We start from the raw sequence: 12,070 nt of genomic DNA, 5'->3' as shown, positions 1-12,070 counted from the left end.
GTGCCAATTCCATTACTCGCGCTCGCGATCAGCGCCTTCGCTATCGGGACGACCGAGTTCGTCATCATGGGCTTGCTGCCCGAGGTCGCGCGCGATCTCTCGGTGTCGATTCCGTCGGCGGGATTGCTGGTGAGCGGGTATGCGCTCGGCGTCGCGGTCGGCGCGCCGCTGCTCGCCGTTGTCACGAGCCGGATGCCGCGCAAGCTCGCGTTGCAGTTGCTGATGGGCGTTTTCATCGTCGGCAATACGTTGTGTGCAATTGCGTCGGACTATTCTGTGCTGATGATCGCGCGCGTGGTGACGTCGTTCGCGCACGGCTCGTTTTTCGGCATTGGCGCAGTGGTGGCCGCGTCGCTCGTGCCGCTAGAGAAGCGCGCGAGCGCAATTGCGCTGATGTTCACCGGCCTCACGCTTGCCAACGTGCTCGGCGTTCCGTTCGGTACTTTCGTGGGCCAGGAGTTCGGCTGGCGCGCGGCCTTCTGGATTGTCAGCGGGTTCGGCGTGCTGTCGCTCGCAGGCGTGACGGCACTCGTGCCGAATCGCCACGATTCGGGTCCTGCCAGTCTCGGTCATGAAGTGCGCGTGCTGAAGGACCCGCAAGTCTGGACCGCGCTTGCAATGACGGTGCTCGGCTTCGGCGGCGTGTTTGTCGTGTTCACGTATATCGCGCCGATTCTGGAGCAGGTGAGCGGCTTCTCGCCGCGTGCCGTCACGCTAATCCTGGTGCTGTTCGGCGTGGGGCTGACGATCGGCAACACAGTCGGCGGCAAACTCGCGGACCGTGCGCTGATGCCCTCGTTGATGGGCATTCTCGCGGCGCTGGCGGTGGTGATGGCGATCTTCGCGCGTACCAGTCATTCGCAGGTGGCCGCGGCAATCACGGTGTTCGTGTGGGGCATTGCCGCCTTCGCGACCGTGCCGCCGTTGCAGATGCGCGTGGTCGAGAAGGCCGCCAAGGCGCCGAATCTCGCGTCGACGCTGAACATCGGCGCGTTCAATGTCGGCAATGCGGGCGGCGCGTGGCTGGGCGGTCTCGTGATCGATCATGGCCATTCGCTCGATACGTTGCCATGGGTTGCCGCGGCCGTGAGCGTCGTTGCTCTGTTGCTGACCTGGTTGGCATCGCGCATGGATCGGCCGGTGCCGCAGCCGGTCAATCGACGCGACATGGAAGTGCGCGAGCGGGCTTGAGTGCTCCGGGTACGCAAACACCGCTGCCTGAGATGTATGGGCGCGCTCTGACGAAAAGCGAAGCCGCGCCCATATGAAAAATCCGCACAAGCTTTGCGAGAAACGTCCTCCGCAATGCTGATAACAGTGTGAAGATAACTTCGTTGGGCACGGCGGGGCGCGATGCTATCTTGCTTCCACTAACTGCTTGCCCGCCGTCCGGCGGCGCTTCTGGAGGCAATCATGCATTCCCCGCTTGCGCTGGTTCGCGATCCCACCGCTGATACCGATGCGCCGCCGCGTGCCGCTGAACCCTTCGATGCACTCGAACATCTGGTCGGCGTGAATCTCGCGCGCTTGCGTGCCGAGCGCCAGTTGTCGCTCGATGCTCTTGCACGCGCATCCGGCGTGTCGCGCGCCATGCTCGCGCAGATCGAGTCGGCGCGCAGCGTGCCGTCGATCAAGGTGCTTTGCAAGGTGGCTGCCGCGTTGAAAGTGTCGGTCGCGGCATTCCTGCGACGTCACGCGACCAACGGCTTCGAACACTTGCCGGCGGAGCGCTCGTCGCGCGTGGTCAGTTCCAACGGGCGATTTTCGGCTCGGCCGCTCTATCCCGATACCGAACCGACCGCCGCCGAATTCCACGAGCTGCGCATCGCGCCGTTGCACACGGAACCCGGCACGCGCCGCGCGCCGGGCACGACGGTGAACTTGGTTGTCAGTGAGGGCACGCTCGAGGTGAGCGTGCACGATCAACGTCAGTTACTGGCCACAGGCGACGCGATCGTGTTCGACGCCGATCAGCCTCATAGCCTGCGCAATCCCGGCGACACCGAGGCGCGCGCGTTTCGCGTAACGTTGAAGGCCGAGACGCCGCCCCGTTGGGACGTGCCTTCGCAGCCGGACACGGCGCGCGAAGCCGCGCCGGTTTGATCGAACGCGTGGACGTCGCGTCGTCTCGCTGGTCAGCGTCTCGAAGTCCGAAATATGGGTGAGCACGGCGCTCACCGCGAATCCCGTTGCGCAGTAGCGTTGCACTGCATTTCGCGCGCGACTGTTGTATGCTTGGCCCGCCGGTTATCCGGCAATCAGTGCGTCTTCAGGGCGGGGTGAAATTCCCCACCGGCGGTATGCCGGCAACGCGAGAGCGTGAGCCGGCGAGCCCGCGAGCGCCCGCATTAGTCTGGCTTTCAGCGAACCGGAAGCCGCCGCGGGGTCAGCAGATCTGGTGAGAAGCCAGAGCCGACGGTCACAGTCCGGATGGAAGAAGATGTGCAGATAGTCATGTTCGTCTCCGTGGCGCCGCTCGCAGGTTCGGGCGGTGCATGAACGCCTCGACTATGCAGAGGCGGTTCGCGGCACGTCTTTGTCTGTTTGCAATGCCCTGAAACGTTTTTCGCCCCACTCTTGCGATGAGCGTTTCAACATGTCCTTTGCTACTTTTCCTGCCCCGTCGACGATTGCGGACGATGCATTCGCCGATCTCCCGCTGCTCGACACCGAATCCGTTCCGCCGCGTATCGCCGCCGCGCTGCAAGCAATGCGCGATGGCCGCGCCGTCGTGCTGCAAGACGACGACGACCGCGAGAACGAGGCCGACCTGATCGTATCCGCCGAGCGTCTTTCCGTCGAAACAATGGCGCTGCTGATTCGCGAATGCAGCGGGATCGTCTGCCTGTGCCTGCCCGACGAGAAGATTCGCGCGCTCGAACTTCCGCCGATGGTCGCCAACAACGAGAGCCGTCATGGCACGGCGTTCACGGTTTCGATCGAAGCACGCGAAGGTGTGACGACCGGCGTGTCCGCACTCGACCGCGTGACGACCATTCGCGCCGCCATTGCCGATGCGGCGAAGCCCGGCGACATCGTGAGCCCCGGCCACGTGTTTCCGTTGCGTGCGATGCTTGGCGGCGTGCTTGCGCGTCGCGGACATACGGAGGGCACGGTGGATCTCGCGATTCTCGCGGGCCTGAAGCCGGCCGGCGTACTGTGCGAATTGATGAACGCCGACGGCACGATGACGCGCGGCGCGGACGTCGAACGCTTTGCCGCGCAACACAATCTGCCGATGCTGACGGTCGCCGAGTTGGCCGAGTTCCGTCGCGCGTTGGCTGAGGCGCGTGAATGCGTCGAGCAGGAAGCGTGAAGCCAGCGACGTAGTTCGGGCGGCGCGTTGAATCAACGCGCTCATCGACGTCGCTCTGTGGAGGGCTCTTTCCGCTCTGTTGCAGCGCGTTGTACCCAAAGCACGAGGCCGACCGCATACGGTCGGCCTGTGTTTTTGAACGCTACCTTTGGCGCAGGCGGTTGCTACGACTGCACGTCGCCGAACTCTCCCCGCACGCCCCCTTCGAGCAACGCGGGCAATTCGTCCATGTGTTTCATGATGCGCGTCATGCCCATCTTGCGCAGCGCGTCCGCGTAGCCGTCGGGAATATGGCTCGCGCCGACGAAAGCGATCGTCTTCATGCCCGCCGCGCGCGCCGCGTTCAGACCCGCCACGCTGTCTTCCACGACGACGCATCGCGATGGCTCGACGCCGAGCGTCTGCGCAGCAAACAGGTAGACATCGGGAAAAGGTTTGGGACGTGCGACCTGTTCGGCGCTGAAAATGCGGTCGCCGAAAATCTGCTGCAGTCCGGCGCGCTGCACCGACGCCGTCACGCGTGCCATGCGGCTGTTCGACACGACCGCGGCCGGCAGCGTCACGCGTTGCAGCGCAGTTCGAACACCGTTGATCGGACTGAGCGACGCGGCCAGCGCGAGTTCGACATTGTGTTCAATCGTGTTCAGGAAATCGGGCGGCAGAGCGATGTCGAACGCTTTCTCGATGCCTTCGAGAAAGCGCGACGTTTGCTGGCCAAAGGCCGTCTTGACGATGGGTTCGAAGTCGAGGCCGGGGAAAGTCGCCGATAGCGTCTCGAACATGACGCGGTCAGCAATGACTTCGCTGTCGACGAGTACGCCGTCGCAGTCGCAAATGAGATGGTCGATCATGCCTGAAGGAACGGAAAGCAGGGGGGCGCGTGGGCCGGAATGGCCAGCCCATGCGCGCCGGGTGAAAGCGCCATGATACGTGCTTTGACGCGGCTCGCGTCACGCGGCCGCTTTCCGCTGCATTCCACCGATTCGATCGCCCGCGACTCTCGCGCGCGTCAGCTGTTCACCAACGCGCGGCGAGATCAGCGCGTATGCAGATACAGATAAAGAGCCGCCGCCACCGCGCCGCCGACGAGCGGCCCGCACACCGGAATCCATGCATAGCGCCAGTCGCTGTCACGCTTGCCGGGAATCGGCAGCAGCGCATGCATCAGACGCGGCGACAGATCGCGCGCAGGGCTCATCGCGTAACCGGTCGGGCCGCCGAGCGAGATGCCGATGCCGAGCACGAGCAGGCCGACCGGCAGCGCGTCGAGCGCACCGAGACCGACTTGCGGCGAAGCCAGATACAGCACGCCGAGAATCAGCACGAAGGTTGCGATCATCTCGGTCAGCAGGTTGTGAGGCACGCTGCGAATCGCCGGCGCGGTGCAGAACACGCCGAGCTTGACGTCGGCGTCGCCTTCTTTCGCGAAGTGCTGGCGATACGCGACCCACACGAGCAGCGCACCGGCCATGCCGCCGAGCATTTGCGCCGCGATGTAGCCGGGGACCTTGGCCCACGCGAACTTGCCGGCGAGCGCAAGGCTGATCGTCACGACCGGATTCAGGTGTGCGCCGCTGTACGATGCAGTGACGTAGACCGCGATGAAAACGGCCATTGCCCAGCCCATCACGATCACGATCAGATCCGCGCCCTTGCCTTTGGTGCGCGCGAGCAGCACGTTGGCGACAGCACCGTCGCCGAGCAGCACGACGAGCGCCGTGCCAATGAATTCCGCAATGTATGGTGACATTGTTTGGTATCCGAAATATTGTTGTTAGGAAAACCACGGGACGGGCGGCCTGGTTGCGTTTCGTGGCCTGGTGTTTGCCGCCTCGTCGTTGGCTTTTTGTTGATTCGTTGCGGTTATGTCGCGATCGAATCGCGCTTTCGTCGCGCTGCGGTCGCGGCCGCGTTCATCCGGGTTGTACTTGCCTCATGGCGAACGCTTAGCCGCGTCCATCGCGAACACCGCTCTCAAGGTGTGTCGGCCCACGCTTTGGCGGCGCGAATCGCGCGCTTCCAGCCGTCGAGACATTCCTCGACATCCGCCTGTTCGAGCGCGGGCGTGAAGCGGCGGTCGAGCTTCCACTGGCTTTGCAGTTCGTTCACATCTTTCCAGTAGCCGACCGCGAGGCCCGCCAGATACGCCGCGCCCAACGCAGTGGTTTCCGACACTTTGGGGCGAACCGCATCCACACCGAGGATGTCGGCCTGGAACTGCATCAGCAGGTTGTTCGCGCAGGCGCCGCCGTCCACACGCAATTCGCCGATGCGAATGCCGGAGTCGGCTTCCATGGCCTTCAGAACGTCGAGCGACTGATACGCGATCGAATCGAGCGCGGCGCGAGCGATATGCGCCGACGTCGTGCCGCGCGTCACGCCGAACAGCGTGCCGCGGGCGCGCGCATTCCAGTGCGGCGCGCCGAGCCCGGCGAACGCGGGCACCAGATAGACGCCGTCGCAATGCGGCACGCCGCGCGCCAACGTTTCGATCTCAGCCGCGTTCTTGATGATGCCCAGACCGTCGCGCAGCCATTGCACGACCGCACCGCCAATGAAGATGCTGCCTTCGAGCGCGTAGTTGATCTGATCGCCGATCTGCCATGCAATCGTGGTGACAAGATTGTTCTTCGATTCAATCGGCTTGTCGCCGGTGTTCATCACCAGGAAGCAGCCGGTGCCGTAGGTGTTCTTCACCATGCCCGATTCGGTGCACATCTGGCCGAAGAGCGCGGCGTGCTGATCGCCGGCAATGCCCGCGAGCGGAATCTTCGAGGCGAATACGGTGGTCTTGGTAGGCCCATACACTTCGGACGAAGGGCGCACTTCAGGCAGCATGCTGCGCGGAATGTCGAGTGCGTCGAGCAGTTCGTCGTCCCACTTCAGTGTGTGGATGTTGAACAGCATGGTGCGCGACGCGTTGGTCACGTCGGTGACATGCAGGCCGCCCTTGGTGAAATTCCACACGAGCCAACTGTCGACGGTGCCGAACGCGAGGCGGCCTTGCTTCGCTTTTTCGCGTGCACCTTCCACGTTATCGAGAATCCAGCGGATTTTGGTCGCCGAGAAATACGAGTCGATCGGCAAGCCGGTTTTCGCGCGAACTTTGGCTTCGAGGCCTTGTTCCTTGAGCTGGTCGCAGAAGTCGGCGGTGCGGCGGTCTTGCCACACGATAGCGTTGTAGATCGGATGGCCGGTCTCGCGGTCCCAGACAATCGTGGTTTCGCGCTGATTCGTAATGCCGATCGCGGCGATCGACGTGCCGTTCATCCCGGCGCGCGTCACGGCTTCGGCAGCGACGCCCGCCTGCGTCGACCAGATTTCCTGCGGGTTGTGCTCGACCCAGCCCGGACGCGGGTAGATCTGCTCAAACTCCTTTTGTGCCGTCGACACGACGTTGCCGAGGCGGTCGAACAGCATCGCGCGTGAACTGGTGGTGCCCTGGTCAAGCGCGAGGATGTACTGATCCTGCATTGTCTCTTCTCCATGCGTTTTATGAATCGCCGTAACAGCTTACCGGCGACGGGAACGGCTTGTCGTTCCAAGCGGCCGCGACCGCTCGGGTCGGTGCAGCCGGCTCGATGCAGCCGCGGGGTGAAACGGTTTTTTTACGCTGCGAGCGCGCGGACTTCCATCAGGTCAGGCGCTCTGTCGCTCGGGTTGGCGAGCGAACCATGCGTCGATGTCGCGTGTAATCGAGTCGAGCGTGCCCGGCTCCACGTGAAGACCGAGCTTCGAGCGGCGCCACAGCACGTCGTGCGCGCTGCGTGCCCATTCGGTGTCGCGCAGATACGTCAGCTCGGCCTCGTAGAGACCCGGCGCGAATGCCTGGCCGAGACCGGCGAGCGAGCGTGCGTCGCCGATCACGTTCTTCACGCGCGTGCCGTAAGCACGGGCGAGACGATGCGCGAGGTCCGCCGGCAACCACGCGTGCTGCTGCTTCAGTCCAGCGAGAAAGCGCTCGAAGTTTGCCTGCGGGATATCGCCGCCGGGCAACGGCGCGCCGGCCGTCCACGACGGCGCGTCGCTGCCGAGAGCAGGCGCGAGCTTGTCGACGGCTTCTTCGGCGAGCTTGCGAAAGGTCGTGATCTTGCCGCCGAACACGGACAGCAGAGGCGCTTCGCCCGCCGGCGCATCCAGTTCGAGCGAATAGTCACGCGTCACCGCCGACGGATTGTCCGCGCCTTCTTCCTCGAGCAGCGGCCGCACGCCCGAGTAGGTCCAGCGCACGTCGGCCGGGGAGATCTTCTGCTTGAAGTAGCGATTGATCGAGTCGCACAGGTACTGCGTTTCGTCGGCGCTGATTGCCACTTTCGCGGGGTCGCCGCGATATTCGAGATCGGTTGTGCCGATCAACGTGTAGTCGTGCTCGTACGGAATCGCGAAGATGATCCGCTTGTCCGGATTCTGGAAGATGTACGCGTAGTCGTGTTCGAACAGGCGCCGCGTGACGATGTGGCTGCCCTTGACGAGCCGCACGCTGTGCGACGCCGCGCGGCCGAGCGCGCCCTGAAGCAGTTCGCCGACCCACGGGCCTGCGGCGTTCGCGATCGACGCTGCTCGCACGTCGACGGTCGTGCCGTCCGCGCGCCTGAGTTGCGCTCGCCATTCGCCGCCTGCGCGCACGGCGCTCAGCAGCCTGGTGCGCGTGAGAATCTTTGCGCCGTGCTCGGCGGCGTCGAGCGCATTCAGCACGACGAGGCGAGCGTCGTTGACCCAGCCGTCGGAGTACACAAAGCCGCGCTTGATGGATTCGACGAGCGGCACGCCAGCCGGATGGTCGCGCATCACGATGCCGCGCGAGCCGGGCAGCAGTTCGCGCCGGGCGAGATGATCGTAAAGGAAAAGACCGGCGCGAATCAGCCAGGCGGGACGCAGATCGGGCATGTGCGGCATCACGAAGCGCAGCGGCCACATGATGTGCGGCGCGGCGCGCAGCAACGTCTCACGCTCCTGCAACGCTTTGCGCACCAGTCCGAACTCGCGGTATTCCAGATAGCGCAAACCGCCGTGGATCAGTTTGGTACTCGCCGAGGACGTATGCGCTGCCAGGTCGTCCTGCTCGCACAGCAGCACGGACAGGCCTCGGCCCGCCGCGTCGCGTGCGATGCCTGCGCCGTTGATCCCGCCGCCCACGACGAGCAAATCGTATCTCGTGCCTTGCGTCACCTGCTGCGTCTCCTGACTCGTCCGAAAGTTTTGTCCGAAACCTATCGAATCGATAGTGTTCGTTTTCGAACTTTAATGAACATATTCGAAAAAGTAAAGTTCGCGCATTTGACGTGCGCCTCTATCGAAAGGCCAAGGCAGTAGCGCAACACACGGCCACGGACGATACTCTTGCCACTAGCCATTTCAGGGTGATTTCATGCGTGTACTTTTCATGGTCGGCGCGGCAGCGCTTCTCGCAGGGTGCGTCGCCTCGCCGAGCTTGAGCGGAACGATGGGCGCGCCGTCGTTCGCGTCGTTGCAGCAGATGTGCAGCGCCCAGACGGTCGATTACGGCAACGACGCTCAAGGCGTGTATGCGACGTTGTTCGACGCTTATGTGGCGAACCGGCGCGGGCGGTTGTCGAAGGAAGATTACTGCGCGTTCCAGACGGAAATCGCGCAGCGCTACACGAGCCAGGGAGCAAGTACCGACCCGCAGATTCGCAACCAGTGGGTTGCGTTCTTTACGGAGCAGCGCGCACGAGCAATAAGCTGGCGCGCCGCAGTGGATCCGACGTTGCGCAGCGGTTGAGGTTTGTCGTCAGCTGGCGGCGGCGCGGCGGTTTATTGGTCGGGAGGACGCGGTCGCAATGAAAGTGGGCGCCGCTGCGGGCGCCCACGTTGACACAAACAGAACGGACCTGGTCGGCTCGAGGGTTGGCCGTGTACGTGCAGCTGAGCTGGCAGCCGCACCGGCCGTGAACCGGCAATCAGCCCGACGATGCGCGGGTTGTTATCAGGAAAGGCGTTTGATTGCTCGGAGTGCGCTATCGCCGGATTCCGTTACACGCCATTGTTCATTGCCCGAGGCGAGCCGCTCCAGTTGCACGAGCTGGCGTTCGAGGAGGGCGTCGAGTTCTTCTCGCTCCATGTCCACCTGATTGGGAGCGTCCTTGACGAGCAACAACGTGGCGAATTCGTGCGGACTCAGCATCGTTTCTCTCCATGTCAAGCAAACGCGGACAGCCTCGACGGCGACTGGCATGCATGGCGACAGCCATGGCCGGGTGGTCCGCAAAAAGATGGGGCGGGAGGTGCAGCTACGACAGGTTTACTTAGCACCGGCGGCACGCGGGCACGCAATGAACGCCGGGGAACTGGAGTGTAGTCAAGCAAACGTTAAACACCAAACTGGCCCCTGCAAATTTTCCCTTTGACAAGCGCTCCCCACAGAGGCGGTTATTCGCCGCGGCCAAATCCTTGATTTCACTTGAAGTTTTGCGTGCGCTGCAACATGTCCGCAACTGCCTGGTCAACTGGCCACGTACACCTGGCAATTGGCGGCGGTGAGCGTCTCAGCCATGTCAGGCGGCGGGGCGGCATCGGTGAAGAGCGCGTCGATCTGGTCGAGATGTCCCTGACGAACCAGCGCAGGGCGGCCGAATTTCGAACTGTCGGCGGCGAGAAAAACGGTGCGTGCGTGGTGAATGATGGCTTCCGCCACGCGCACTTCGCGCGTATCGAAATCGCGCAGGGTTCCGTCGGGCTCGATGCTCGAGGTGCCGATGATCGCGAAATCCACCTTGAACTGGCGGATGAAGTCGATCGCCAGTTCGCCCACGATGCCCTTGTCCCACGGTCGCACGATGCCGCCCGTCACCAGCACTTCGCAGTCGGGATAGCCGCTCATCATGCTCGCGACGTTCAGATTGTTGGTAATCACGCGCAATCCGCGATGCCGGTTGAGCGCGCGCGCGACTTCCTCGGTGGTCGTCCCGAGATTGATGAAGAGCGACGCCTGGTCGGGAATGTGAGTGGCCACTAGCGCCGCGATGCGCCTTTTTTCGTCGTGGAACATGCGCTGCCGCGCGGTGTACGAGACGTTCTCGGAACTGGTCGGCAGGCTCGCGCCGCCGTGATAACGACGCAGCAGATTCATGTCGGCGAGCCAGTTGACGTCGCGGCGGATTGTCTGCGGTGTCACGTCGAAGTGTGCTGCGAGGTCGTCCACGGTCACGAAGCCGTCGCGTTGCACCCACTCCAGCAGTTCCTGTTGCCGGGCATTGAGAGTGAGGCGGGGGTCTCGGGTCATGGGTCTCGGTGATGAGTTGTTATCGGCCTGCCGCAGTCGGCGCGGGCGGGATGCGTATGCGAGTGTGCGTGTATTGTAAGACCATCGCGCGGGTCGTCTGCCAGGTCGTGCGACATGCATAAGCCTGCGCGCGCCGCACATCGACGCATCCAGCGCGGCAGCGCATTTCCATGCGATAAATGAATTCGCGTTTTGCCGTCGCTCGCGCTGCAATCGAAGATTTTCTGTTCCGTCCGCGTTTCGCCTTTCCTATTGTGTCCGCCGGCTTGCGTCGCCCGACCGTGCGTTCGAATCACGGTTTGTCGCGTTTTGCGAAGCAAAGCCAGCTCGTTGAGCTGGCTTTTTCGTGCGCCGTGCAATCGAGCTTGCCTCACCGAAACTTTCGTCTATCGTGAAATTGGAACCCTGGCCGATCGGTACGGTCAGTGCTGGGTTGTCTGCAGAGTTGCGAAACAGCGGCTAAGATGCAGACACAAGGGGTTAACTCTAATTCACGGCGCTGTATCCGACACGGCGAACCGCAACGCGAGGTAGCGCGATAGCAGCGGTTCCAAGCATGCTCCACGAGTCGATACAGCTTTCGGAGCAAGACACGATGCACACAGAGCTGAACCATGTCATGCCCTGGCGGATCGAGGACATAGACCTCACGCGCATTGATCGCCAGAAAGCGGTCGCGAACGAAGACCTGTTATTGCTGCTGTGTGCCGCTTCATTTATTGAAAGCGGCACCGATCTTTACACCAGTAATCTGAGCAAGTTTTTCGACGGCGATCCGGAAGTTTCCGCGTGGCTCAACAACGAGTGGGAGCCCGAGGAAATGCAACACGGCCGCGCACTCAAAACGTATATCGCTTACGTGTGGCCAGAATACGATTGGGACACGGCGTTCCGTAATTTCATGGACGAATATTCGCTAACGTGTTCAGTGGAAGATTTCGAAAAAACCCGCGCGCTTGAAATGGTGGCCCGGTGCGTCGTCGAAACAGGCACGGCCACGTTGTATCGCGCGATTGGCGAGTGTTCGGACGAACCGGTGCTCAAGGAGATTACCGACAACATTCGTACCGACGAAGTCCGTCATTACAAACACTTTTTCAAGTACTTCAAGAAGTACAACAAGATCGAAGGCAATGGCCGGCTCGCGGTTCTGGGCGCGTTAATGCGTCGTGTAATGGAGATCAAGAACGAAGACTCGGAAATCGCGTTGCGTCATGTGTTCGCGATTCGTTATCCGGAGCGGGTGCGCGACCAGGCTTACAACCGCGAGCGGGCCGCGCGGATTAATGCGCTCGTGCGGCGTAATCTTTCCGCCGACATGTGCGTGAAAATGCTGCTCAAACCGCTCGATTTGCCGGCGAAAATTCAGCCTGGGGTGCATTACCCGCTCGCCAAGATCACGCAGCATGTGTTTTTCCGTTAACCGGTAGTGCGAACCCCGGCAATTCGCCGGCGTAGAAGATGGCCCGCCTATGCGGGCCATTTGTGTTTCAGGGCATCATGGAGGCTTG

At 62.6% G+C, this 12,070-nt stretch carries 11 protein-coding genes and 1 riboswitch; of the genes, 5 read left to right on the top strand and 6 right to left on the bottom strand.

What is annotated here, in order from left to right:
* The 3 genes from H281_RS0121805 to ribB all read left to right on the top strand — a co-directional run bounded on the left by H281_RS0121805 (position 1) and on the right by ribB (position 3,316).
* Positions 1-1,191, top strand: a complete 1,191-nt coding sequence (locus H281_RS0121805) for an MFS transporter (protein WP_020069278.1) — start codon at positions 1-3, stop codon at positions 1,189-1,191.
* Positions 1,192-1,413: 222 nt separating this feature from the next.
* Complete coding sequence (locus H281_RS0121800) at positions 1,414-2,103, top strand: helix-turn-helix domain-containing protein (RefSeq protein WP_020069277.1); 690 nt, start codon at positions 1,414-1,416, stop codon at positions 2,101-2,103.
* Between the two features lie 158 nt (positions 2,104-2,261).
* Positions 2,262-2,446, top strand: a riboswitch (FMN riboswitch).
* Positions 2,447-2,596: 150 nt separating this feature from the next.
* Complete coding sequence (ribB, locus tag H281_RS0121795) at positions 2,597-3,316, top strand: 3,4-dihydroxy-2-butanone-4-phosphate synthase (RefSeq protein ID WP_020069276.1); 720 nt, start codon at positions 2,597-2,599, stop codon at positions 3,314-3,316.
* A 164-nt stretch (positions 3,317-3,480) separates the two neighbouring features.
* On the opposite strand, the gene H281_RS0121790 is transcribed toward ribB, so the two are convergent.
* From H281_RS0121790 to glpD, 4 genes are all read right to left on the bottom strand, one after another.
* Positions 3,481-4,167: an HAD family hydrolase gene (locus H281_RS0121790; protein ID WP_020069275.1), complete on the bottom strand. Its 687-nt coding sequence runs from the start codon at positions 4,165-4,167 to the stop codon at positions 3,481-3,483.
* A gap of 185 nt (positions 4,168-4,352) precedes the next feature.
* Positions 4,353-5,066 carry an MIP/aquaporin family protein gene (locus H281_RS0121785; RefSeq protein WP_020069274.1) on the bottom strand — a complete coding sequence of 238 codons (714 nt, stop codon included), beginning with the start codon at positions 5,064-5,066 and terminating at the stop codon, positions 4,353-4,355.
* 224 nt (positions 5,067-5,290) lie between these two features.
* Positions 5,291-6,790, bottom strand: coding sequence for a glycerol kinase GlpK (gene glpK / locus H281_RS0121780; RefSeq protein ID WP_020069273.1), 1,500 nt, complete (start codon positions 6,788-6,790; stop codon positions 5,291-5,293).
* Positions 6,791-6,955: 165 nt separating this feature from the next.
* On the bottom strand, positions 6,956-8,485 hold the full coding sequence (gene glpD, locus H281_RS0121775) for a glycerol-3-phosphate dehydrogenase (protein ID WP_020069272.1): 1,530 nt from the start codon (positions 8,483-8,485) through the stop codon (positions 6,956-6,958).
* 199 nt (positions 8,486-8,684) lie between these two features.
* Here glpD and H281_RS0121770 point away from each other — a divergent pair, with 199 nt between their 5' ends.
* Entirely contained in the window at positions 8,685-9,059 is a 375-nt protein-coding gene (locus tag H281_RS0121770; RefSeq protein ID WP_027778850.1) for a hypothetical protein, read from the top strand.
* A gap of 204 nt (positions 9,060-9,263) precedes the next feature.
* Here the strand turns inward: H281_RS0121770 and H281_RS0121765 are convergent, their stop codons facing one another.
* The gene (locus H281_RS0121765) at positions 9,264-9,461 is read right to left on the bottom strand and encodes a hypothetical protein (RefSeq protein WP_006049938.1); all 198 of its coding nucleotides are present in this window, start codon (positions 9,459-9,461) and stop codon (positions 9,264-9,266) included.
* Between the two features lie 318 nt (positions 9,462-9,779).
* A complete protein-coding gene (locus H281_RS0121760) occupies positions 9,780-10,559 on the bottom strand; it encodes a DeoR/GlpR family DNA-binding transcription regulator (RefSeq protein ID WP_027804832.1) in 780 nt (259 codons plus the stop codon).
* Between the two features lie 595 nt (positions 10,560-11,154).
* Here H281_RS0121760 and H281_RS0121750 point away from each other — a divergent pair.
* Positions 11,155-11,982: a ferritin-like domain-containing protein gene (locus H281_RS0121750; protein WP_027804831.1), complete on the top strand. Its 828-nt coding sequence runs from the start codon at positions 11,155-11,157 to the stop codon at positions 11,980-11,982.
* Positions 11,983-12,070 lie beyond the last annotated feature (88 nt).

It is taken from the genome of Paraburkholderia caledonica, assembly GCF_000383275.1.
GTDB classification, from domain to species: Bacteria; Pseudomonadota; Gammaproteobacteria; order Burkholderiales; family Burkholderiaceae; genus Paraburkholderia; species Paraburkholderia caledonica.
Note: the sequence above shows the minus strand (reverse complement) of the source record. Positions and strands in the feature narration are given on the sequence as shown.